Raw genomic sequence first — 23573 nt, 5'->3', positions numbered from 1 at the left:
CCCATGAACCAGTCCGAAAGCGAAACCCAGGCACGCCTCCTAGCGCAGGCCCTGCCCTTCATGCAGCGTTACGAAAACAAGACGATCGTCGTGAAGTACGGCGGCCATGCCATGGGCAATCCCGAGCTGGGCAAGGCCTTCGCGAGCGACATCGCGCTGCTGAAGCAGTCGGGCGTCAATCCGATTGTCGTCCACGGCGGCGGCCCGCAGATCGGCGCGATGCTGACGAAGATGGGCATCGAATCGAAGTTCGAGGGCGGCCTGCGCGTCACCGACGCCAAGACGGTCGAGATCGTCGAAATGGTTCTCGCCGGCTCGATCAACAAGGAGATCGTCGCGCTCATCAACCAGACGGGCGAATGGGCGATCGGCCTTTGCGGCAAGGACGGCAACATGGTCTTTGCCGAAAAGGCGCAGAAGAAGGTCAAGGATCCGGACTCGAACATCGAGCGCGTGCTCGACCTCGGCTTCGTCGGCGAGGTGGTCGAAGTCGACCGCACGCTGCTTGATCTGCTTGCCCGCTCCGAGATGATCCCGGTCATCGCACCGGTCGCGCCCGGCCGCGACGGCGCAACCTACAACATCAACGCCGACACTTTTGCCGGCGCGATCGCCGGGGCGCTGAGTGCAACCCGTCTGCTCTTCCTGACGGACGTCCCCGGTGTTCTCGACAAGCAGGGCAATCTGATCAAGGAACTGTCCGTTGCCCAGGCGCACGCGCTGATCGCCGACGGCACGATCTCCGGCGGCATGATCCCGAAGGTCGAGACCTGCATCGATGCGATCAAGGCCGGCGTCCAGGGTGTCGTCATCCTGAACGGCAAGACCGCGCATTCCGTGCTGCTCGAGATCTTCACCGAGCACGGCGCGGGAACGCTGATCGTTCCCTGAGCCGCGGCTCTGCGCTTTTCCGGGAGTTGTGCTTTAGCCTGCGGCGGCATAGACCGCCGTGGCTGCCTCTTTCAGCTTCTCCATCATCATCCGATAGGGTCCTGGCCCATAGCTGACGCGGCTGACGCCAAGCCTCGCCAGCGTCTTAACATCGGGAGCGCCCGGTCGCATCATGATGTTGACCGGCAAGTCCGAGGCGGTTGAGATTTTCTCGATCAGGCCCTCATCGATTAGCCAAGGCACGAAGAAGCCGTTGGCACCGGCAGCGGCGTAAGCCTTGCCACGCTCGATCGCTGCATCGACCAGTCCTGCGTGCTTTGAGAGATCACCTTCGCGCAGAAACAGATCGGTGCGGGCGTTGATGAAGAAGGTAATGCCACGGCGATCCGCCATCTCGCGAATGGCGCGGATGCGGGCGGCCTGCTTCTCAACCGGGTGCAAGCCTTCACCGCCGACCTCCTGATCTTCGAAATTGATGCCGATGGCGCCGGCGTCGATCAGCTTTTCGACATTGGCGGCGGCACCGGCCGGTTCCGTCGAATAGGCGCCCTCGAAATCGACCGAGAGCGGCAGGTCATTCACCGTGGTGATCGACCGCGTGGTGGCAACCAGCGCTTCGAGCGGAATCTTTTCACCATCCCCATAACCCTGCGCGGCGGCGACTGACCAGCTTCCCGTCGCAAGAGCCTTGGCGCCGGCCTCGGTCACGGCCTTCGCCGTTCCGGCGTCCCATATGTTGTAAAGGACGACAGGGTTGCCCTTCTGATGCAGCGCACCGAATGCCTTTGCCTTCTCGGCCTGATTCATTGGATCTCCTCCACAAACAATCCCTTGGTCTTCATCTCATCTTCGTGCCGCAAAAGCCATTGCTTGCGCCAGAGCCCGCCGCCGTAGCCGGTCAGAGATCCGTCGGCGCCAATCAGGCGATGGCACGGGATGACGATTGCCATCTGGTTCGCGCCATTGGCGCGCCCGACGGCCCGCACCATCTGCGGGTTCTCCATGTCACGCGCAATATCACCATAAGCGCGTGTCTCGCCGACGGGTATCTCCATCAGCTTCGACCAGACCTGACGTTCGAAGGCTGTGCCGAAGCCCAGCGCAAGCGGCGTCCGGAACGTAGCAGACCGGCCATCGAAATAGTCCTTCACCTCAGTATCGATCTGATCGATCGCAGGTGTGCGGCCGGCCGCAACCGAGGAGCGCGTCTTGCGCTGCAGCTTATCCAGTTCGGCCGGCAGCGCCTTGCGGTCGTGGAATTCAAGGAGATGCAGATGTGTCTGGTCCGCGACCGCCACCATGGGCCCGAGAGGCGTTTCGAACCAATCGGCAAACAGGAGATCACGCTTCTGCGACATGACAGGCGCCTTGCCGATCAGCCGCTGGAATGCGGCGCGAAAGCCGCTGCCGGACTCATACCCAGCCTCAATCTGAGCATCGATGACACGAGCGCCATTCGCCAGTTGCTTCGCCGCCTCGCCAAGACGGCGATAGCGGGCGATATCGAGGAACGTCACGCCTGTTGATCGCTTGAAAGCCCGCCGCACGGTCGAGGGGTCGTAGCCGCGCGCGATAAGATCGTCCTCCGTCCATCGCGCTGCCGGATTGTTGTCGAGTGCCTCGAGGAGTTCGTCAACGATCGGCTCCCTGCCCGCCTCTTCCAATGGCCGGCACCGCTGGCACGGCCGAAATCCGGATCGCATGCAGGTGGCGATGGAATCGTAGAAGAGGGTATTTTCTCGCTTCGGCTTGCGAGCCGGGCAGGTCAGCCGGCAGAAAATGCTGGTTGTCTTGACGCAAACGTAAGCGCGGCCCTCATAGGCAGGGCTTCGGGTAATCAGCGCGTCGTAGAGCGCATCGTCATTGGGCAGATCGAAGAGCATGAGGCGTTCTAACATCCCTTGCCGGCTGCGTCCGCCGCAAATCGGGCGTCTATTTTTTCTTGCCGATTTCCTTGCGCGGCAAGCCGTGCCATAACGCCCCCATGACCAAGATAGATCGCACGCCGACCAAGGCGGACTTCTCGCATGTGACCGAGTGGGTTTTCGACCTCGACAACACGCTCTACCCGCATCACGTCAACCTGTTCGCGCAGATCGACAAGAACATGACGGCCTACGTCTCGACTTTGCTGCAGATGGAGCGGGACGAAGCCCGCAAGCTGCAGAAGCAATACTATCTCGATCATGGCACGACGCTGCAGGGACTGATGATCCACCACGGCATCGATCCGAACGACTTCCTAGAGAAGGCACATGCGATCGATTACTCCAGCCTGACGGCGCAGCCCGAACTGGGCGCGGCCATCAAGGCCCTGCCGGGTCGGAAATTCATCTTCACCAATGGAAGTGTCAAGCATGCCGAGATGGCGGCGGGCGCGCTGGGCATCCTCGAGCATTTCGACGACATCTTCGACATCGTGGCGGCGGACTTCGTGCCGAAGCCGGCGCAGGCGACCTACGACAAGTTCGCAGCGTTGAAGCGGGTGGAGACCGGCAAGGCGGCGATGTTCGAAGACCTGCCGCGCAATCTCAAGGTTCCAAAGACCCTTGGCATGCAGACAGTGTTGCTGGTGCCAAACAATCTCGAAGACACGGTTGTCGAATGGTGGGAAAAGACCAGCGGCGAGGACGATCATATCGACTTCGTGACCGACGATCTCACTGATTTTCTTGCGAAGATTACCGGTTAGGTTACGAAAGTTTTATCCAGCTTACCGATCTTTAATTGGGCGTTTTGCCACACCAGCCCTACCCTCTCATCTGTAATCCGATTGCGATTGCATATTGAAAGGAGCTGAAATGTCTCGGAACAAGCTGATACTGGCCGCACTCTCCTCCGTCTTGATCGTTGGTGCCGCAGGCACCAGTTTTGCAGCATCTCACGACAAGAAGCCTCATCGGCCTCGCCCGCAGCACAGCATGGGCATGATGATGGGCCCGCGCATGGGCGCGATCCGCGAAGTCATCTTCGTTCGCATGCTGAAGCAGTTCGACACCAACAAGGACGGCCAGATCTCCAAGCAGGAAGCCAAGGACGGCATGGAGGCAATCTTCGTCGCGATCGACACCGACAAGGACGGCTCGCTGACGCCAGGGGAAATCCGCAAGCACCGCGAAGCCATGATGGCCAAGATGAAGACACCTGCGGATGATACCGCGGATGACGATGCAATGCCGATGGCACCGCCGGCCGATGCCGACAGCGCCCAGCCAGCACCACCGCAGGCCACCCCTGAAGGCCGCGGCATGCGTGGCGGAATGATGCGAGGCATGATGATGATGCAGCGCTTCGATACCGACGAGAACGGCCAGATTTCCAAGCAGGAAGCCGAAGCCGCCTTCGACAAGTTCTTCACCTGGATGGATCGCAACAAGGACGGGGTAATCTCGCTCGACGATATGCCGGATCGTCCATTCCCGTAAGTTTGGACTTACCGATCGATCGCAAGGCCCGTCGTTCTGGCGGGCCTTTCTATTCGTGGTGTTCGTAGAAGTCCTCGATAATCTTCCAGGCGGCATCCGCGGTGTCGACGAAGCTGATCAGATCGACGTCGTCAGGCGCGATCGTGCCGAACTCGGCCAGTGCCTCGAAATTGATGATGCTGCGCCAGAACTTCTCTCCGAACAGGATGAGCGGCATCTTCTCCATGCGGCCTGTCTGAATCAGCGTCAGGCACTCAAAGAATTCGTCCAGCGTGCCGAAACCACCGGGAAAGACCGCAATCGCCTTGGCGCGCACCATGAAGTGCATCTTGCGGATGGCGAAGTAGTGAAAGTTGAAGCTGAGCTCCGGCGTGACGTAGACGTTCGGCGCCTGCTCGTGCGGCAAAACGATATTGAGACCGATCGACGGCGCGCCTTCATCGGCGGCACCACGATTGCCGGCCTCCATGACACCAGGCCCGCCACCGGTGACAATAACGTATTCGTGGAAATCGAAGCTCGCCGAATACTTCGAGCAGAGCCGCGCAAACTTGCGTGCCTCGTCGTAGTAGACGGACGCGGCCTCGAGATTGGCCCGCTGCACCTCGTTGCGCGCCGCCCATGCGCTCTGGCCGGGAGCAGGAATACGGGCGCCACCAAACATCACCACCGTTGACTTGATGCCGCGCTCGGCGAGCAACATCTCCACCTTCAGCAGTTCGAGCTGCAGCCGGATCGGCCGCAACTCCTCGCGGCACAAAAAATCCTCGTCGACATAGGCAAGACGATAGGCCGGTGACAGGGTCTGCGGCGTCTTTGGGACGGACTCGGCGCGATGCTTGTCGACCGCACTCGTCTTGAGCGGGGCCCATACGCCATCCTTGCGCCGCAGTCTGCCGTTTCGTGCCTTTGCCATGCCTAATGCCTTTCAATACCGCCGGCTTTCAGAGCCGGTATGTCGTCCCGAGGCGTTGAAACGCCGCGGGAAAAATCATTCCATTTTACCCGTTCATGCGATAGAGCAGATCGCACCCTGCCAATCACAATTCCGGAGGCTTCGGTCTCCAACGATAAAGATCGAAGTTTAAGGAATTCCCATGAGCGCCAGCGACCTTTCCTCCCTCGAAAAGACCATCGAAGCCGCCTTCGACAACCGCGACAATGTGAATACGTCGACGAAGGGCGAAGTCCGCGACGCCGTCGAAACAGCGCTCGAACTCCTCGATGGCGGCAAGGCACGCGTTGCCGAGCGTGGCAACGACGGCGTCTGGAAGGTCAATCAATGGCTGAAGAAGGCCGTCCTCCTCTCGTTCCGCCTGAACGACATGGAAGTCGTCAAGGGCGGTTCGGGCAACTCGACCTGGTGGGACAAGGTGCCATCCAAGTTCGAAGGCTGGGGTGAAAACCAGTATCGCGCTGCCGGCTTCCGCGCCGTGCCGAACTGCGTCGTGCGTCGCTCCGCCTACATCGCCAAGAACGTCGTGCTGATGCCGTCCTTCGTCAACCTCGGCGCCTTCGTCGACGAAGGCACGATGGTCGATACCTGGGCGACCGTCGGTTCCTGCGCTCAGATCGGCAAGCATGTGCACCTCTCCGGCGGCGTCGGCATTGGCGGCGTTCTTGAGCCGATGCAGGCCGGCCCAACGATCATCGAGGACAACTGCTTCATCGGCGCGCGTTCGGAAGTCGTCGAAGGCTGCATCATCCGCGAGGGCTCGGTCCTCGGCATGGGCGTTTATATCGGCAAGTCGACCAAGATCGTCGATCGCGCCACCGGCGAAGTGATGTACGGCGAAGTGCCGCCCTACTCCGTCGTCGTTGCAGGCTCGATGCCGTCGGGCAATGCCACCATGGCCAACGGCCAGCCGGCGCCGCACCTCTACTGCGCCGTCATCGTCAAGCGCGTCGACGAAAAGACCCGCTCGAAGACCGGCATCAACGAACTGCTTCGCGACTGATCAAGTCTTGAGGTTCCGGCGATCTACGCGTCTGAAACGATGGGTGCCTCCGAAACGCTGACGGTCGGACTTGATCCGGCAAAATGAACGGCACATTTCAACAAGGCGGTACCGCCGCCTTGCCTTTTCTTTGCCACTACCGCTGGATAGTTCCACTCCCATGACCGCTACCGATCCCGTTGCCAATCTTCAGACTCTGATTCGCTGCCCGTCCGTCACGCCCGCTGAAGGCGGCGCGCTTTCGGCGCTCGAGGCAATGCTGTCGCCGCTTGGCTTCAAGGTGGATAAGGTGAAGGCGACCGAGCCGGGAACGCCCGATATCGAGAACCTCTATGCGCGGCTCGGCGGCGAAGGCCCGCACCTGTTGTTTGCCGGGCATACCGACGTCGTGCCGGTTGGCGACGAAGCCGCCTGGACGCATCCGCCCTTCGCCGCCGAGATTGCGGACGGCGAACTCTTCGGACGCGGCGCTGTCGACATGAAGGGCGGGGTCGCCTGCTTTGTCGCGGCCATTGCCCGCTATATCGAAAAGCATGGCGCACCGAAGGGCTCGGTCTCATTCCTGATCACCGGCGATGAGGAGGGCCCGGCGATCAACGGCACGATCAAGCTGCTGCAATGGGCGGCCGAGCGCGGCGAGCGCTGGGATGCCTGCCTCGTCGGCGAGCCGACCAATCCGGACAAGCTCGGCGACATGATCAAGATCGGCCGCCGTGGCTCGCTCTCCGGCAAAATCACCGTGCATGGCGTCCAGGGCCATGCCGCTTACCCGCATCTTGCCGACAATGCGGTGCGCGGCATCCTGCAACTCACGCAAGCGCTGATGGACCCACCTTTCGACGCTGGCACCGACAATTTCCAGCCGTCCAACCTGGAAGTGACGACCATCGACGTCGGCAATCCGGCGACGAACGTCGTACCCGCCAAGGCAACGGCGAGCTTCAACATTCGCTTCAACGACACGTGGACCGCCGCGAGCCTGCAACAGGAGATCCTGCGCCGCCTCGATGCCGCGGCAGCGGAAGGCGTGCTGCGCCCCGGCCGTGCGCCGCTCAAATACGATATCGTCTGGGCCGAGCGCCCGAGCCACGTCTTCCTGACCCGCAACAACGCGCTGATCGCCTCGCTGTCTTCGGCCGTCGAAAGCGTCACCGGCCAGTCCCCGAAGCTCTCCACGACGGGCGGCACGTCGGACGCCCGCTTCATCAAGGATTACTGCCCGGTCGTCGAGTTCGGCCTTGTCGGCCAGACGATGCACATGGTCGATGAACGCGTCGCAATTTCCGACCTCGAGCGACTCACGGTAATCTATGAAACCTTCATCGAGCGCTGGTTCGCGAATGCCGGGCTTTAGGGAAGTTCAGTACTATCTTGCCGGGATCTGGCTGCTGATCCGCATGGATCCGCGCGGCTTTCGCTTCCTCGACATGTCGGATCGCGGCGTCAACCGCTCGTTCTGGGCGATCTTCTGGTGCCTGCCGCCAATGGGCATCTCGTGGCTATGGTGGCGCCAGGCCTTCCTGCAAACGATGCCGCCGCATACCGACGTCGGCGCACTCTTCTATTTCAGACTCGGGCTCGTCGAGGCCGCCAATTGGTTCGTGCCGCTGGTCTTTGCAGGCTTGCTGCTGCTGGCCTTCAAGAAGGGCGAGCGTTTTGGGCCTGTTATCGTCAGCGTCAATTGGCTCGGCGTGCCGCTGTCCTACGTCAATGGGATGCTGCTCGCGCTCGTCTTCTTCCTGCCACAGCTGGTTGGCCTCGTCTCGGTGCTGCTGCTGGCCTTCATGCTTGCGCAGGTCTTTGCGATCGCACGCATCCTGAGGATGATCTTTTACGGCCAAGGCCTGATGGTCGGGGCACTCACGCTGGTGCTGCTCGTGCCATCACTGATGCTGTCGGAATACCTGCAGCGCTTTCTCGGCATTTATCCCGTCTGATCAGCGAAAAAATCAGAAGTCCTCGCCGTCGTCGCCTTCCACCGGCGGGCGCCGGTCGACGATGACGTCGGGATAGTCCACCTGCATGAAATAGAGTCCATCCGGCGGCGCGACCGGGCCACAGGCCTTGCGGTCTCGCGCATCCAACGCGGCGCGGACGTCGGCCGGCGTCCATTTGCCCTCCCCCGCGAGCTTGAGTGTTCCCGCGAAAGAACGGATCTGGTTGTGCAGGAAGCTTTGGGCCGTAGCACGAATCTCGATCAGTTCGCCGTTTCTCGTCACGTCCAGCCGATCGAGTGTTCGAATCGGACTGTTGGCCTGGCAATGTGCGGAGCGGAAGGTGGAGAAATCGTGCTTGCCGACGAGCGTCTGCGCCGCCGCATGCATGACCTCATGATCAAGCGCTTTTGGGACCCACCATGCCTTCCCGGCCTCCAGCGCCAACGGCGCCCGGCGGCTGATGATGCGATAAAGATAATGGCGCCGCAGCGCCGAGAACCGTGCGTCGAAGAACTCGCTCGCCGCTCCCACGCTGACGATCGCGACCCGCTCCCCGGCCATCTTGAGGTGGGCGTTCAGCGCATTCTGCAATTTGAAGGCCGACCACTCCCTGGCGAGATCGGCATGGATGACCTGGCCCATTGCATGAACGCCGGAATCGGTGCGCCCCGCGCCGCGGATCGACACCGTCTCACCGCTTGCCGACAGAATCGCCTTCTCGATCGCCCCTTGGACAGACGGTCCATTCTCCTGCCGCTGCCAGCCAACGTAAGGACCACCGTCATATTCAACGATCATGCGGTAACGATGCATCAGGGAAGCCTCGTGCCCGATGGAAGCGGTGTCCCGCGCAGGAAATCAGCGGCCGACAACGGCTTGCCACCGGCTTTCTGCAGTCTGGTCAGGCGAACGGCGCCGGTTCCACAGGCAACGACCAGATCATCGGTCAGCAACTCGCCAGCGCTGCCGAGGCCTTGTGCGATTTCCGAGGCCAGCACCTTGACGCGCTCACGCTTGCCGCCGATTGCCACTTCGAACCACGCGCCCGGAAACGGCGCCAGACCGCGAATGTGATTATGGATGTCAGCGGCGTCCCGCGAGAAGTCGATCCGCGTCTCGCCCTTGTCGATCTTGGCGGCGTAGAGCACACCGTCCGACGGCTGCGGCGTCAGGGGAAGATCGCCCATCTCGAGCTTGACCATTGCCTCAGCCATTGCCCTGGCCCCGACATGCATCAGCTTGTCGTGCAATTCCCCGGCCGTGGTGTCGGGGCCGATCTCGACTTCACCGGTGAGAGCCACCGGGCCGGTATCGAGCCCCTTGTCCATCTTCATCACCATCATGCCGGTCTTTTCGTCGCCGGCCATGATCGCCCGCTGAATCGGAGCAGCACCCCGCCACCGGGGCAGGAGTGAGGCATGACCATTGTAGCAGCCGTGGCGCGTGCCGGTCAGAATCGCCTCCGGCAATAGCAGTCCATAGGCAACCACAACAGCGACATCTGCATCATGCGCCCTGAAGCGCTCGCGCTCTTCCGGATCCTTGAAATTCACCGGCGTAAAGACGGGAATGCCGAGCAGCTCAGCCGCCTGGTGCACCGGCGACTTCTGCAGGTCCAACCCGCGCCGTCCGCCCGGCCGTGGCGGCTGCGTGTAGACGGCAAGAATCGTGTGACCCGCGTCGATCAGCGCTCGCAGGGTCGGGACGGAGAATTCGGGCGTGCCCATGAAGATGATGCGAAGCGACATTTCTATCCCGCCATGTTTCCGGTCAGACGTCTTCAAACGGGCTTGCGAGCTTCAGATCAAGCCCCTTCAGGCATCCGGCCCGCGAAATCGCCTGTCCAGCGAGGCTGCGTCAGCAAAGGTCCGGTTAGAGCGCCTTCGCCGACTTCGCCGCCTTTGTGAACTTCTTGATCACCATGTCCCGCTTCAGGCGAGAAATGTGGTCGATGAAGAGTACGCCGTTCAGGTGGTCAATCTCGTGCTGCAGGCAGGTCGCGAGCAGGCCGTCGGCTTGCACCGTCTGCTCCTTGCCATCACGGTCGAGATATTTGACGGTGACGGTCGCCGGGCGTTCGACTTCGGCATAATAGTCAGGGATCGAAAGGCATCCCTCCTCATATACCGAACGCTCGTCTGTCGATGCCACGACCTCCGGATTGACGAATACGAGGGGCTGCTTCTCTTCGCCCTCGCGGGAAACGTCGATGACCAGCATGCGGCGCGGCACGCCGATCTGGATGGCAGCAAGGCCGATACCGGGCGCGTCGTACATGGTTTCAAGCATGTCGTCGGCAAGTCGCTGAAGATCGGCGTCAACGCGCTCGATCGGCTTGGAAACCTGACGAAGCAGCGGATCGGGGAGAATGATGAGTGGCTTGATGGTCATGGCGTTCCCATAACGCATCTTTTTCCAGGATGGAATTATCCGGTGGGCTGGCGGAGCGCTTTTTTACGCCCCAGCCCGGAATTTCGCCGCATTCCCGTCATGCGGCGCGGCGTGTCGTGGTCATCGAACGTTGCTCGACGCCGGTACGGAAGCGCTGCAGCAGTGCAACCAGATTGTCGACTTCGCCGCGCAGGCGCCGCGTCTCGGCAGAGGTGTTCTCGACCATTCCCGAGTTCTGCTGCGTGATCGTGTCCATGTTGCGGATGGCGACACTGACCTCGTTGACCCCGGTTGCCTGATCGCGCGCGGCCGCGGCGATATCGGCAACGAAGCTGTTGATGATATCGATGCGGTTGATCATGTCGTTCAGCGCCTCGCCGGTGCTGCTGACGATGTCCACTCCTTCGTTCACCTGGACCGAGCTTTCCGAAATCAGGTTCTTGATCTCCTTGGCGGCGTCGGCGGTGCGCTGCGCCAGTTGGCGGACCTCTTGCGCCACGACGGCAAAGCCCTTGCCCGCTTCGCCGGCACGCGCAGCCTCCACGCCGGCGTTCAACGCCAGCAGGTTCGTCTGAAAAGCAATCTCGTCGATGACGCCGATGATCTTGGCGATCTCGGTCGAGGATTTTTCGATGCCGGCCATCGCGGAAACGGCGCTGGTGACGAGTTCGCCGGAGTTCTTGGCCTTCTGCTGCGTCTCACGGACCGCACCGGATGCCTTTTCGGCGTTTGCGGCAGTCTGTCCGACACTGACCGAAAGCTGTTGCAACGCCGCCGAGCTTTCCTCGACGCCAGCTGCCTGCTGGGCCGTCCGCAAAGCAAGGTCATCGGAGGCCTTGGCGATCACGTCCGTACCCCTCAGGATCTCGCCCGAGGTTGCCCGCACCGAGCCAAAGGACGCGCGAAGAGCGGCGACGGCGCGGTTATAGTCGTCGGCCATGGCTTTGAAATTACCGGGGAGATCTGGCGGCAGCGTGGCCTCGAGATCGCCGTTCGACAGCGCCTCCAGACCGCGGCGAAGATGATCGAGCGCAACGGCCTGATCCTGCTCGGCCTTTACGCGCTCTTCTTCCAGCTTTCGTCGCTTCTCTTCGAGCGCTTCCAGATAGACCGAGATCGAATAGTCCATATCGAGCATCGCGGCCTTGATGACCGCTGAAAGCTTCTCGGCCAGCACCTTGCCCTGTTGCCTGGCGAACATGGAGGGCCACTGCTTGGCCATCAGGCCCTTCACGAGTTCGCTCATCAGCAGCGCGTAGCCACCGATATACCAGCGAGGCTCGAGGCCAATACGGGCATGGGTCTTGCCCACCGTGACCACGCCTTTGACGTAGGTTTCGTCGAAGTTGCCGCCAGCCAGATTGGCCCAGTGGTCTTCCTGGCGCTTCTTGGCATGTCCCATATGCGCTTTATCGGCAAAGAGACTTGCGACCTCAGACGTCCTTGCCAGCTTCGCGTAAAACTTGTCGAGAGCGCCGCCGAGCAACTCCGAGATTGCCGGGCGCATCTCACGCAGCGCCGCGCGGGCTCCGTCGTCCAGCTCGATGAAATCGAGGCGTTGCTTGAGCGTGCTGTCGGACTGCTGGCTGGTCATGATCTCTCTGCTTTGTAATTGATGCAAAAGGGAATTTGACCTGACCTTTTACGCAATATGGTTGAGCAAAGGTTAAATGAACTTGAGATTTGTCAACTGTCGTTTGTTCCCTCTACGAGCCAATCCTTTGGGAAGGCTTGCGAGTTGTTCACGTTTTGATCTAGCCATCCCACACGAGTTTGTTATGGTGGCGAAATGAACACCAGCTCTGAGTCGTTTCTCCTCGCCCTTTCCCGTATCAGTCCTGCCACGCTGGCGCTCGCCGGAGGCGCGATCGCGGCTCTGGTCTTGTTGCTGATCCTCCTTCTCGTCCGCAGCGGGCAGGTGCGGCGCGAGCAGGCCGAGGTAGCGAGCCTCCGTGCCGCCGAGACGGATGCTCGAATGGCCGAACTTCTGAAAATCCAGGCGGAAATGCACGGGCGCATGTCGACAATGGCCGAAGTGTTCGGCTCGAGGCAGTCCGAGCTCAACCAGGCGATCAACCAGCGTCTCGATGGTATGTCGCAGCGCGTCAGTTCGACGATCAGCGAGCAGACCAAATCGACGCACGAGAACCTGCAGCGGCTGCAGGAGCGTCTCGCCGTCATCGATGCCGCCCAGAACAACATCCAGACACTGGCGAAAGATGTCGTCGGTTTGCAGGCGATCCTCTCCAACAAGCAGACACGCGGCGCTTTCGGCCAATCGCGCATGGAGACGATTGTCGCCGACGGCCTTCCGATGGGGGCCTATGCCTTCCAACAGACGCTTTCCAATGGCTCGCGCCCGGACTGCACCATTCGCATGCCCAACGGCGCACCACCGCTGGTGATCGACGCGAAGTTCCCGCTTGAAGCCTGGAACGCGATCCGGGACGCCGGCGGACCTGACGGAGCCAAGGTCGCCTCGCAGCAGTTCCGCCGCGACATGGAAACGCACATCCGCGATATCTCCGAGAAATATCTGATCCAGGGCGAGACGCAGGACACGGCCTTCATGTTCGTGCCGTCGGAATCGATCTTCGCGGAGATCCACGAGAATTTCGAAGCGATCGTGCAGAAGGCGCACCGGTCGCGCATCGTCATCGTGTCGCCTTCGCTGCTGATGCTCTCCATCCAGGTTATTCAGGCAGTCCTGAAAGATCAGCGGATGCGGGCCCAGGCACACGTCATCCAGGGCGAAGTCGCGAACCTGATGGACGATCTCGGCCGTCTCGACGAGCGTGTTCGCAAGCTGCAGAGCCATTTTTCCATGACGCAAAGAGATGTCGACCAGATCCTCACCTCCACCGATAAGCTCACCAAGCGCGGCGCGAAAATCGAAGCTCTGGAGTTCGAGGGCGGCGACAACAGCAAGGCCGCGGCGCGGGACGGTGATGGCGCGCCAAAATCCGTCGACAGCCGCAGCGGGCTTCTGAAGCTCAGAGTGGTTGACGACGAGTAAGCCCTTCAGGCAGTGTCGCGCTCAAGAAAAGCATTGGACGGGACACTCATGATCACAGTCTTCGGCTCCATCAACATGGACCTCATCGCCACCACCGCGCGCTTGCCGAAGCCCGGCGAAACGGTTGCCGGCAACGGCTTCTCAACGGCAGCAGGCGGCAAGGGCGCCAATCAGGCACTTGCGGCGCGACGCGCCGGCCGAACCGTTCACATGGCGGGAGCCGTCGGCCGCGACGCCTTTGCGGAGCCGGCGGTTGCTCTCTTGAAGGACGCCGGCACTGGACTTGAAACCGTCAAGCAGGTCGACGAGCCGACCGGAACCGCACTGATCCTCGTCGGCGGTGACGGCGAGAACATGATTGCCGTTGTGCCTGGCGCAAACGGCACGATGACGCCGGCCGATGCCGACGTCGCGATCGACGCGATGAAGGAGGGCGACATCCTGATGCTGCAGCTCGAGGTGCCCGTTCCGGCCGTCGAGCGGGCGCTGGCCGCGGCGCGCGCCAAGAGCGTCACGTCCATCCTCAACCTGGCCCCACTGATCGAAGACGCTCCACGCCTCGGCCGCCTTGCCGACATCGTGATCGCGAACGAAACCGAGTTCGAGCGTCTTGCCGGCCAGGAAAACATGGGCACGGCGGATCGCGAGGCCGCGTTGAAACGACTCAATGCGGAGACGGGGCAAACCCTGATCGTGACGCTCGGCGCAGACGGCGTCATCGCAATCCGCGACGGCGTCATCTCCCGTGCGAAGGGATTGAAGATCGAGCCTGTCGATACGGTCGGTGCCGGCGACACGTTCTGCGGCTATTTCGCCGCGAGCCTGGACGAAGGCCTCGATTTCGAGGCATCGCTGCGGCGGGCCGCCGTCGCAGGATCGCTCGCCTGCCTCAAGCAAGGCGCTCAGCCATCGATCCCATCAAGCGCCGAAGTCGCAAACGAGCTATAGGGCAATTCGCCCCGCGACATATCGGGGCGGTTTGCCGTATGCAGCTTCTGTTTTCATTAGATTTCATTCAAATTTAATAGGTTTCCGGCGATGTTCCAGCCATCGCCGGCCTTCGCCAAGGGGTCGGCTTCTGTCACGGCTGCTCCATGAGGGGGCGACGCCCTCGTCCCCTGTGCCGATGAATGCCCCGTACGGCACATCCTTGCTTCCCGAGGAATCCATGTTCATCTTTCGCATGAAATCGCTTGCAGCCAAGCTTATCCTCATTACGGGCGTTGCCATCGCCCTCGTCCTCCTCATTTCCAACTTCTTCCTCATCGGCGAGACGCGCAACCGCGTGCGGACCCTCACCATGGACCAAGCTAATCTCGAGGCGAAGGCTATCGCCAACGAGGTTGCCTCATCCGTCGGCGAGCTGGCAGGGGCCGCGCGCTCGATGGCCGGCACGATCGGTCATGGTCAGGAGGGCAAATATCTCGACCGCAAGGCCGTTCTGGACATGCTGAAGGCAAACGTCGAGCGCAACCAGTTTGCCTTCGGCAGCTGGTTTGCCGAAGAGCCGAACGCCTTCGACGGCCAGTCGCCGTCCATGGCCGGCAAGGCCGAATTCGGCGCAGCCAAGGATGGCACATTCAACCCGTACTGGACGAAGAGCAAGGACGGCGGCTTCAGCTTCTCCACCTTCGATTCCGACTATAAGGCTGCCTGGTACGCGCTCGCCGCAGAAAGCAAGAAGGGCGCGCTGTCGCCGCCTTATGCCGAGACGACGACCGGCGAGAATACCGCGATGACGTCCATTGCCTATCCGGTGTTCTCGGGTGGCAAGATGATCGGCGTCAGCGGCGTCGACATCTCCCTCAAATCGCTCCGCGATAAGCTTTCGACGCTCCACCCCTTCGGCTCTGGCCGCGTTACGCTGCTCTCGCAGACCGGCAAATGGATTGTCTCGCCGATTCCCGAGCTTTCCATGAAGGACTATGACGGCGAAGGCACAGATGCCGTGAAGAGCGCGCTTTCGACGCTACAGCCAGCCGTCGTCAAGGACCTGAGCTACGATAGCTACGAGCCCTTCGACCGCGTCGTCTATCCCTTTGCCCTGCCCGACGTGAACACGACCTGGGTCATCCTCGTCGACGTCCCGCACTCGGCCATCAACGCGCCTGTTCAAGATCAAACCTCCATGATGGTTGTCGCCGGCATTCTCGTGCTCGCAGCCGTCATGATTGCCCTCTACCTAGCCGTCCGTTCCCTCGTCCAGCGTCCGATCGGCGGTCTCGTCGCCAGCGTCAAGGCACTCAGCGACGGCAAGTACGAGCAGCCGGTAGCCGGTCAGGATCGCGCTGACGAGATCGGCGCCGTGGCCAAGGCTCTTGAGGGCTTCCGCTTCGCACTCGCCGACACGCAGCGTCTTGAGGCCGAGGCAAACAACCAGCGCGATGCAGCGGAAACCGAGCGTGGCCGCTCGGAAGCCGAGCGGCATCAGTCGATCACGCTGCAGCGTCATATCGTGTCGATCGTCGGCTCCGGCCTGTCCGAATTGTCCCAGGGCAACCTCGGCCATCGCATCACCGAGGACTTCCCGGGCGAATACGCCAAGCTGAAGCAGGACTTCAACGCGGCTCTCGAAAGCCTCGAGGAAACCATCAACACGATGAACCTCAGCGTCGTGAACATCGGCTCCGGTACAAGCGAAATCAGCGGCAGCGCCTCCGACCTCGCCAAGCGTACGGAACAGCAGGCAGCAAGCCTGGAAGAAACGGCAGCCGCGCTCAACGAGCTCACCGCACAGGTCAACTCCAGCGCCGAAAACGCCCGCACGGCGGCTGATAACGTCAACCTCGCCTGCGAGGATGCCGAAAAGTCAGGCGAAGTGGTGCGCAAGGCAATTGCTTCGATGCAGGGCATCGAGCAGTCCTCCACCGAGGTCTCGCGCATCATCGGCGTCATCGACGAGATCGCCTTCCAGACCAACCTGCTGGCCCTGAATGCCGGCGTTGAAGCCGCACGCGCCGGCGAAGCCGGCAAGGGCTTTGCCGTCGTCGCGCAGGAAGTCCGCGAGCTGGCCCAGCGTTCCGCGAACGCCGCCAAGGAGATCAAGACGCTCATCAACACTTCGGCCGTACAGGTCAAGGAAGGCGTCGATCTGGTCGGCCGCGCCGGCGATACGCTGCATAAGATCTCCGAGCAGGTCATGGGCATCAACGGCCTTATCCGCCAGATCTCCGCATCGGCCAGTGAACAGGCGATCGGACTGAAGGAGATCAACCAGGCCATGAACCAGATGGACCAGGTTACCCAGCAGAACGCAGCCATGGTCGAGGAGACGACAGCAGCCAGCATCACGCTGAACGACGAGGCCCAGACGCTGAAGCAACTCGTGACACGCTTCCGCGTATCCGGCATGAGCCACGCTTCCGCACTACGCTCGACGGCTCAGCAGATGCGCGCGCCGACTGCTGCACCGACGTATCGCCAAGCTGCAGCACCGGCACCGCGCCGCGCAGTTCCGCAGACTCAGGGCTCGGCAGCGCTCGCTCAGGACAACTGGGAAGAGTTCTAAGCCGAACTCGACGGCTTGAATGAAGAAAGGCGCCTGAGCAATCAGGCGCCTTTTTTACTGGCATGTTGAATGCTCAGGCTGCGTTCGAGGTCTGCTCCTCATTGAGGAACGCATAGATCGCCGAGGCGGAGTCGGTCGCACGCAGCTTGGCGACGAGATCGTGGTCGCGCAGCACGCGGGCGATGCGCGAGAGGGCCTTGAGGTGATCAGCGCCAGCGCCTTCCGGTGCGAGGAGCAGGAACACCAGATCCACGGGTTGATCGTCCAGGGCCTCGAAATCGACGGGCTGATCGAGACGCGCGAAGATGCCGACGATGGAATGGACGCTTGCCAACTTACCGTGCGGAATAGCGATCCCGTTACCGACGCCGGTCGAGCCAAGGCGTTCGCGCTGCAGGACAACATCGAAAATTTCCCGCTCCGAAAGCCCTGTGACTTTCGACGCCTTTGCAGCCAATTCCTGGAGGAGCTGTTTCTTGGAATTTACCCTAAGGGCGGGAATGATCGCATTTTGCTGCAGCAAATCTGCCAAAGCCATTTTATTTTCCTTCTGCGCCAAGAGAGGAGAGCGGCAGCCTAACTGCCGCCCTTCGCCTTGATCTCAGCTTTTGATACTGGCTGCATCGATCCAGCCAATGTTACCGTCGTGCCGACGATAAACGATGTTCAGTTGTTCCTTGCCTGGACTGCGGAATAGCAGCAGCGGCTCATCCGTCATGTCGAGCGCCATCACGGCGGTCGCGACAGACATTGTTTTTAGTTGCTTGGTGCTTTCGGCGACGATCGCCGGCGCGAAGTCATCCGGGATCTCGTCTTCGTGGTCCGACATGCCATCCATGACGGTGTAGGCAACTTCCGCAGAACCATTCTGGTGATTTCCGGCGTAGTGATCCTTCAGCTTGCGCTTGTAGCGGCGAAGGCGCTTCTCGATCCGCTCGGAAGCGGCATCGAAGGCCAACTGCGGGTCCATCGCCTCTCCGGCGGCATGCAATACAACTCCGCTATCGAGATGAAGCTTGCAGTCGGCGGAAAAACGGGCGTTGGCCTTATGCACGATCACTTGACCAGAATACCCTCCGTCGAAGTATTTCGTGACGGCGACACCGATTTGGTCCTCGATCCGCTGACGGAACGAGTCACCAATTTCCATATGTTTACCGGATACACGCACACTCATGGAGTTTCCCTTCTTACAGTGTTTGCGGGTACCAGTTTACGCCAAGGCTCACCCTCATCCAAGCACTTCGCGCGATCCCAAGCAAGATCGGCCGAAGTTGCCGGCTTCAGGCTCCCTGAGGATGATGGGGATAACTTCCAACGCTGCCCACAGCGCCAATTGCGGCGCGCTTCTAGCCAGAAGTTACCAAAATGTCAACAGATGCATGAATTAGAATTTATAAATACACGTATCGGTAGCTCCAGGCAGCAATCAAAAACCCGCAACCTTGGCCAAAGCGCGCTTCTCCCGCCGGCGCTGGACCGAGGATGCGATGTTCATCGCTTCCCGGTATTTAGCCACCGTGCGACGGGCCAGGTCGATGCCGCCCTTCTTGAGAATAACCACGATATCGTCGTCGGAAAGAACGGATTCCGGGCTTTCCTGCGAAATCAGCGTCCGGATCTTGTGGCGTACGGCCTCGGCCGAATGGCTGTCACCGCCTTCGACGGCGCTGATCGAAACGCTGAAGAAATACTTGAGCTCGAAGAGCCCCCGCGGCGTCAGCATGTACTTGTTGGATGTGACGCGGCTGACGGTGGATTCGTGCATCTTGATGGCGTCGGCCACCGTCTTGAGGTTGAGCGGCCGCAGGTGATCGACCCCATGCATCAGGAAGGCGTCCTGCTGCCGAACGATCTCACTCGCCACCTTCATGATCGTCTTGGCGCGCTGGTCGAGGCTCCGGGTCAGCCAGTTGGCGGTCTGCAGGCATTCCGACAGAAACGCGTGATCCTCACCACTCTTGGTGACTTTTGAAAAATACGCCTGGTTGACCAGAACGCGCGGCAATGTGTCGGGATTGAGCTCGATCAGCCAGCCGCCGTCGGAGCCTGCCCGCACGACGACATCAGGCATGATCGCTTCCGACATTCCGGTTTCGAAGCCGGCACCTGGCTTGGGATTGAGCTGCCGGATCTCGCCCAGCATGTCGAGCAGATCTTCCTCGTCCACGCCACACAGCCGCTTCAGCGTCGCGAAGTCACGCCGGGCCAGGAGCTCGAGATTGCTGACCAGCGCCTGCATGGCAGGGTCAAAGCGGTCTTTCTGCCGAAGCTGGATCGCCAGGCACTCCGCCAGATTGCGGGCGAATACACCGGGCGGATCGAGCGCCTGCAAGGCGGCGATTACACGCTCGACATCGTCGACACCTGCGCCCAGCCTGTCGGCTGCTTCCGTCGCATCGCCCTGGAGATAGCCTGCCTCATCCAGCTGATCGACGAGATGTTGAGCGATCAGGCGATCGGCCATATCGGGCAGGACAAAGGGCAACTGCTGGGCAAGATGATCGCGAAGCGAGATTTGACCGGCAACGAAATCATCGAGATCGTAGCTCTCCGCCCCTTCGCCGCTGCCGGGCATCGACTTCCACTGGCTGATCAGCTCCGGAGCATCGGCGCGCTGCGGGACGCCGTCATCGGGAAACACGTTGGCATAATTGGCGTCGAGTTCGTCGCTGAGGCGGCTTGCCCCACCGCTGTTGCCACTCTCGTACCAATCGCCCGACAAGACCTCGGTTCGGCTATCGTAGCCGTCGTCGGAGGGGTCTTCAGCCTGATGCGCGTAGGCCTCGTCCTCCGCGCCCCCGCGCTCGCTGCCCGATTCCGCATCATTTGACGGAATCTCGAGCAGCGGGTTCTTTTCGACTTCCTGGGCAATAAACTGCGTCAGCTCGAAATGCGTCATCTGCAGCAACTGGATGGACTGCATCAGTTGCGGTGTCATCACCAGCGACTGGTTCTGGCGCAGGAAAAGATTGGCCGACAGTGCCATAGCGGACGCGAAACTCCCGTTCGTCTCCTCCGGGAAACCGCGTCCTGCCACGGGCTCAGGCCACGGAAATCCAAGTTGGCCCAAAAATTGCTTTTTTATTCTATTTGGTCAAGCGGAACTGTCACAGAAGGTGAATTTCCGCGGCGCGAGAGCGCGTCAGAGGCTGAAATTATCGCCGAGGTAAAGGCGCCGCACTTCCGGGTTGTTGACGATGTCGTTGGCACGACCGTGCGTCAGCACTTCGCCGGCATGGATGATATAGGCGCGGTCGATCAGGCCCAACGTCTCGCGCACATTGTGGTCGGTGATCAGCACGCCGATGCCGCGCGCCGTCAGATGATGCACAAGATGCTGAATGTCGGCGACGGAGATCGGATCAACGCCCGCAAACGGCTCATCGAGGAGCATGAAGGTCGGATCGGTCGCCAGCGCGCGGGCAATTTCGAGGCGGCGACGCTCGCCACCGGAAAGCGACACGGCGGCGCTCTTGCGCAGCTTGCGAATGTGAAACTCATCGAGCAGTTCGTCGAGCTTCTTCTCGCGCGCAGCCTTGTCGTTGATGTGCACTTCCAGGACGGCGCGAATATTCTCTTCGACGGTCAACCCCCGAAAGATCGACGCTTCCTGCGGCAGATATCCGACGCCCAGCCGCGAGCGACGGTACATCGGCATCGTCGTGACTTCGTTGCCGTCGATCTCGATCGTACCTTCATCAACGGGCACAAGCCCGGTGATCATATAGAAGCAGGTTGTCTTGCCGGCGCCGTTCGGACCCAGCAGGCCAACGGCCTCGCCGCGTCGAACGACCAGCGACACGCCGTTCACGACACGGCGGGTGCTATAGGTCTTGGTCAGACCGCGCGCAATCAGCGTGCCCTGGTAACGGCTTTTGTCGCCGGCGGGGGCTTCAGCAGCTTGCTGCCCGGACCTGCCGAACATGGTCGATAGCGAGAATAACTTCACGTGGTACGGCCGGGGTCAGTTCTGTTTCTGCGATTTCGGATCAAGCTGAATCTGGACGCGCCCCCCGCAGCTCTCCAGCTGTGCCTGTCCCGTCTCCATGTGCACGGTCAGCTGGCAACCCGTAAAGACGTTGGGCCCATCGGTGAGGACGACCCTGTCACCCTTGAGGATGAAAAGCTGCTTGGCCATGTCGAACGAACCGTTGTCGGCGGTAGCTGTCTGCGTGCCCGAGGTCAGGTACACCTTGTCCGTCACCACGATGTGATCGATATCGGCGTTTCCGGATGAAATCGATGCCGAAGCATTCTTGGTGTCGGCGGCCTTGGCGTCGGCGGCAGGCGCGTTCGCATCGCCGGCCTTCGGCTTGTAGTAGACCGTCATGTGGCCGGCCTGCAGCGTCGTCTTGCCCTGCACGACCTTCACATTGCCAGTGAAATCGGCCGTGTGCTCCTTATCGTGGATCTCCAGCTTGTCGCTCTCGATCTGGATCGGTTCGTCACTGCTGAGCTTCAGCCCATCCATCTGACTGGTTGTTGCCTGCGCCAGGGCGCCTCCGGTCAACACAAGCAGCGCAACCGCGCCACTCAGAAATACTGCTCCCGCCTTGCGGGTAGAAATGCGACAAGCGTTTGTCATGGTGACCCGGCTGTTAAGTGCCCTGTTTGTGAATAGCTGAGGGATCGACGTTCATGCGTACATTTCCCTCGAATGTGATCGTCTGCCCCTTATCCGTCATCTTGACCGACTGCGCAACAATAGAGGCACCATCTTTCTGAATGCTTACGGGATCCTCGCTGGTGAGCTTCCCGCCCTTGATGTCGACCTTGGCGCTCTGGAAGTTGGCCGTCAGCCCATTGCTCAAAAGGATGGCAAAGGGAGATTTGACATCGAGATTGTCGGTCGCACGATCGTAATCTGCGGCCGTCGCCTCGACGCGGGCGATCAGATCGTCCTTCATCGGGACGGCCGCCTTGATATTCTCAAGCGTCATCAGGTTGGGATTCTTGATATCCTGAAGCGCGCGTTCCGCCAGCATCGAATAGTTGATGCCATCCGAGTTGCGGCCGGAGATGGCGGGCTTTTCCATCACCACCTTGCCATTCTCGATCTTGGCGCCCTCGATCTTGATATTCTCCGGCAGGTAGGTGCGGATCACGGATACACCAATGAAGATCAGCGACACCACAACGGCCGCGATCGGAAGAATGACCTTCAGGCGGCGCACCCGTGCCGAATGGAAGCGCGCAGCGACATAGGCGCTTCGCTCCGGCGTCACATAGTCAGCCTGTCCCGTGGTGTTCAAAGTATTGAGCATAACCTGGTCCGTGTAGGTGATGGAGCAGCGTATATAAGCATTCTCGCGCTCGATCACAGTTCGTTTCGCATTATTACACTGACTTGCCAATATGGATTTTTTTCTGCAACAAGCAACAAAGGCGCCGACGCGTGCAAAATCTACGTGTCCGAACGGCGCAGGAGCCCTAGATTTGCGGGATCACGCGTGCTCCCCACCCCCTGGAGGAATGTATGGACAGTTCCATGATCGCCGATCGCCGCAGGCTTCGCCGCAAGGTCGGTTTCTGGCGCGTCGTCGCGGTGCTGCTGCTCGTGCTATTGGGTTACGCTGCTTACCGGGCACTCATCGGCGATATCGCGACCAGTCGGCCGCACGTCGCCCATGTGACCATTTCCGGGCTGATCACCGATGATGACGAGTTGCTGGAGCGGCTGAAGAAAATCGAAAAGAGCGATGCGGTGAAGGCCGTCATCGTCTCGATTTCCTCACCCGGGGGCACGACTTATGGCGGAGAGCGGATATTCAAGGCAATCCGCGCCATTGCCGCCAAGAAGCCTGTCGTATCCGACGTGCGCACGCTGGCCGCTTCCGCCGGCTACATGATCGCGACCGCCGGCGACATGATTATTGCCGGCGACAGCTCGATCACCGGCTCGATCGGGGTGATCTTCCAGTATCCGCAGATCAGGCCGCTGCTCGACAAGATCGGCGTTTCGATGGAAGAAATCAAATCGTCGCCCTTGAAGGCCGAACCGTCGCCATTCCATCCGGCGAGCGAAGAGGCCAAGGCCATGATCAACAACATGATTCTCGACAGCTACGGCTGGTTCGTCGATCTCGTCGCCGAGCGGCGCAAGCTGCCGCATGATGAGGTGCAGAAGCTTGCGGACGGCTCGATATTCACCGGCCGTCAGGCGCTCAAGGTCAAGCTGATCGACCAGATCGGCGGAAATGACGAGATCAGGGCCTACCTTGAGACGCGCAAGGTCAGCAAGAACCTACCTGAGGTCGATTGGGACAAGAGAAGAAACACAGCTTTCCTGCTCGCGGACAGCGCGTCTCATATCCTCACGCTGCTTGGTTATGACGATCTTGCCAAGGCGCGTGACCTCGGCGGAATCCTGCCGCAGAAGTTGCTCCTTGACGGGCTCCTTTCAGTTTGGCAGGTTGGCAATGATTGATAAGAAATCAATAATTT

23 protein-coding genes are annotated in these 23573 nt (G+C 60.8%); 10 read left to right on the top strand and 13 right to left on the bottom strand.

All coding sequences use genetic code 11. The annotated features are described in order from the left end of the window. The first annotated feature begins 3 nt into the window (after positions 1-3). On the top strand, positions 4-891 hold the full coding sequence (gene argB, locus AC1DPR_RS05050) for an acetylglutamate kinase (RefSeq protein WP_018857708.1): 888 nt from the start codon (positions 4-6) through the stop codon (positions 889-891). Positions 892-924: 33 nt separating this feature from the next. On the opposite strand, the gene AC1DPR_RS05045 is transcribed toward argB, so the two are convergent. Together AC1DPR_RS05045 and AC1DPR_RS05040 are read right to left on the bottom strand one after the other, a co-directional pair. After that, positions 925-1698 carry an isocitrate lyase/PEP mutase family protein gene (locus tag AC1DPR_RS05045; protein WP_113470575.1) on the bottom strand — a complete coding sequence of 258 codons (774 nt, stop codon included), beginning with the start codon at positions 1696-1698 and terminating at the stop codon, positions 925-927. Further along, complete coding sequence (locus tag AC1DPR_RS05040) at positions 1695-2774, bottom strand: trifunctional transcriptional activator/DNA repair protein Ada/methylated-DNA--[protein]-cysteine S-methyltransferase (RefSeq protein WP_113470574.1); 1080 nt, start codon at positions 2772-2774, stop codon at positions 1695-1697. The genes AC1DPR_RS05045 and AC1DPR_RS05040 overlap by 4 nt, the downstream gene beginning before the upstream one ends. Before the next feature lie 101 nt (positions 2775-2875). On the opposite strand from AC1DPR_RS05040, the gene AC1DPR_RS05035 reads away from it, so the two are divergent. Beyond that, on the top strand, positions 2876-3583 hold the full coding sequence (locus AC1DPR_RS05035) for a pyrimidine 5'-nucleotidase (RefSeq protein ID WP_018857711.1): 708 nt from the start codon (positions 2876-2878) through the stop codon (positions 3581-3583). Positions 3584-3692: 109 nt separating this feature from the next. Next, on the top strand, positions 3693-4316 hold the full coding sequence (locus tag AC1DPR_RS05030; protein WP_477815819.1) for an EF-hand domain-containing protein: 624 nt from the start codon (positions 3693-3695) through the stop codon (positions 4314-4316). A 49-nt stretch (positions 4317-4365) separates the two neighbouring features. On the opposite strand, the gene AC1DPR_RS05025 is transcribed toward AC1DPR_RS05030, so the two are convergent. After that, positions 4366-5232, bottom strand: coding sequence for an LOG family protein (locus AC1DPR_RS05025; protein WP_018857713.1), 867 nt, complete (start codon positions 5230-5232; stop codon positions 4366-4368). Positions 5233-5413: 181 nt separating this feature from the next. Here AC1DPR_RS05025 and dapD point away from each other — a divergent pair, with 181 nt between their 5' ends. The 3 genes from dapD to AC1DPR_RS05010 all read left to right on the top strand — a co-directional run bounded on the left by dapD (position 5414) and on the right by AC1DPR_RS05010 (position 8211). Next, the gene (gene dapD, locus AC1DPR_RS05020; protein WP_018857714.1) at positions 5414-6274 is read left to right on the top strand and encodes a 2,3,4,5-tetrahydropyridine-2,6-dicarboxylate N-succinyltransferase; all 861 of its coding nucleotides are present in this window, start codon (positions 5414-5416) and stop codon (positions 6272-6274) included. Positions 6275-6434: 160 nt separating this feature from the next. After that, the gene (dapE, locus tag AC1DPR_RS05015) at positions 6435-7628 is read left to right on the top strand and encodes a succinyl-diaminopimelate desuccinylase (RefSeq protein WP_477815818.1); all 1194 of its coding nucleotides are present in this window, start codon (positions 6435-6437) and stop codon (positions 7626-7628) included. Beyond that, complete coding sequence (locus AC1DPR_RS05010; RefSeq protein ID WP_062371269.1) at positions 7615-8211, top strand: hypothetical protein; 597 nt, start codon at positions 7615-7617, stop codon at positions 8209-8211. The genes dapE and AC1DPR_RS05010 overlap by 14 nt, the downstream gene beginning before the upstream one ends. A gap of 12 nt (positions 8212-8223) precedes the next feature. On the opposite strand, the gene truA is transcribed toward AC1DPR_RS05010, so the two are convergent. The 4 genes from truA to AC1DPR_RS04990 all read right to left on the bottom strand — a co-directional run bounded on the left by truA (position 8224) and on the right by AC1DPR_RS04990 (position 12196). Beyond that, positions 8224-9024 (bottom strand): tRNA pseudouridine(38-40) synthase TruA, encoded by an 801-nt coding sequence (gene truA / locus AC1DPR_RS05005; RefSeq protein WP_477815817.1) that lies wholly within the window; start codon positions 9022-9024, stop codon positions 8224-8226. Beyond that, complete coding sequence (gene fmt / locus AC1DPR_RS05000; RefSeq protein ID WP_477815816.1) at positions 9024-9959, bottom strand: methionyl-tRNA formyltransferase; 936 nt, start codon at positions 9957-9959, stop codon at positions 9024-9026. The genes truA and fmt overlap by 1 nt, the downstream gene beginning before the upstream one ends. A gap of 124 nt (positions 9960-10083) precedes the next feature. Beyond that, complete coding sequence (def, locus tag AC1DPR_RS04995; protein ID WP_025658739.1) at positions 10084-10602, bottom strand: peptide deformylase; 519 nt, start codon at positions 10600-10602, stop codon at positions 10084-10086. A 97-nt stretch (positions 10603-10699) separates the two neighbouring features. Then, a complete protein-coding gene (locus tag AC1DPR_RS04990) occupies positions 10700-12196 on the bottom strand; it encodes a methyl-accepting chemotaxis protein (RefSeq protein ID WP_477815815.1) in 1497 nt (498 codons plus the stop codon). 195 nt (positions 12197-12391) lie between these two features. Here AC1DPR_RS04990 and AC1DPR_RS04985 point away from each other — a divergent pair, with 195 nt between their 5' ends. The 3 genes from AC1DPR_RS04985 (at position 12392) to AC1DPR_RS04975 (ending at position 17126) form a co-directional block, all read left to right on the top strand. After that, positions 12392-13618 (top strand): DNA recombination protein RmuC, encoded by a 1227-nt coding sequence (locus AC1DPR_RS04985; RefSeq protein WP_025658737.1) that lies wholly within the window; start codon positions 12392-12394, stop codon positions 13616-13618. Positions 13619-13666: 48 nt separating this feature from the next. Then, the gene (locus tag AC1DPR_RS04980) at positions 13667-14566 is read left to right on the top strand and encodes a ribokinase (RefSeq protein ID WP_018857722.1); all 900 of its coding nucleotides are present in this window, start codon (positions 13667-13669) and stop codon (positions 14564-14566) included. Positions 14567-14786: 220 nt separating this feature from the next. After that, positions 14787-17126: a methyl-accepting chemotaxis protein gene (locus tag AC1DPR_RS04975; protein WP_018857724.1), complete on the top strand. Its 2340-nt coding sequence runs from the start codon at positions 14787-14789 to the stop codon at positions 17124-17126. Between the two features lie 73 nt (positions 17127-17199). Here AC1DPR_RS04975 and ptsN read toward each other — a convergent pair whose 3' ends face one another. From ptsN to lptC, 6 genes are all read right to left on the bottom strand, one after another. Then, entirely contained in the window at positions 17200-17664 is a 465-nt protein-coding gene (ptsN, locus tag AC1DPR_RS04970) for a PTS IIA-like nitrogen regulatory protein PtsN (protein ID WP_007529605.1), read from the bottom strand. Between the two features lie 63 nt (positions 17665-17727). Further along, on the bottom strand, positions 17728-18303 hold the full coding sequence (gene hpf, locus AC1DPR_RS04965; RefSeq protein WP_025658734.1) for a ribosome hibernation-promoting factor, HPF/YfiA family: 576 nt from the start codon (positions 18301-18303) through the stop codon (positions 17728-17730). 252 nt (positions 18304-18555) lie between these two features. Further along, positions 18556-20115 (bottom strand): RNA polymerase factor sigma-54, encoded by a 1560-nt coding sequence (rpoN, locus tag AC1DPR_RS04960; protein WP_018857726.1) that lies wholly within the window; start codon positions 20113-20115, stop codon positions 18556-18558. Between the two features lie 156 nt (positions 20116-20271). Beyond that, complete coding sequence (gene lptB / locus AC1DPR_RS04955) at positions 20272-21054, bottom strand: LPS export ABC transporter ATP-binding protein (RefSeq protein WP_018857727.1); 783 nt, start codon at positions 21052-21054, stop codon at positions 20272-20274. A gap of 39 nt (positions 21055-21093) precedes the next feature. Continuing rightward, positions 21094-21714: an LptA/OstA family protein gene (locus AC1DPR_RS04950; RefSeq protein ID WP_026371837.1), complete on the bottom strand. Its 621-nt coding sequence runs from the start codon at positions 21712-21714 to the stop codon at positions 21094-21096. 13 nt (positions 21715-21727) lie between these two features. Beyond that, on the bottom strand, positions 21728-22393 hold the full coding sequence (gene lptC / locus AC1DPR_RS04945; RefSeq protein WP_025658730.1) for an LPS export ABC transporter periplasmic protein LptC: 666 nt from the start codon (positions 22391-22393) through the stop codon (positions 21728-21730). Positions 22394-22605: 212 nt separating this feature from the next. On the opposite strand from lptC, the gene sppA reads away from it, so the two are divergent. Next, positions 22606-23556 (top strand): signal peptide peptidase SppA, encoded by a 951-nt coding sequence (gene sppA / locus AC1DPR_RS04940; protein ID WP_112665779.1) that lies wholly within the window; start codon positions 22606-22608, stop codon positions 23554-23556. The last annotated feature ends 17 nt before the right edge of the window (positions 23557-23573 follow it).

The organism is Rhizobium sp. 01T417, assembly GCF_056398905.1.
The sequence above is the reverse complement of the archived record's forward strand: the minus strand, read 5'-3'. Positions and strand labels throughout refer to the sequence as shown.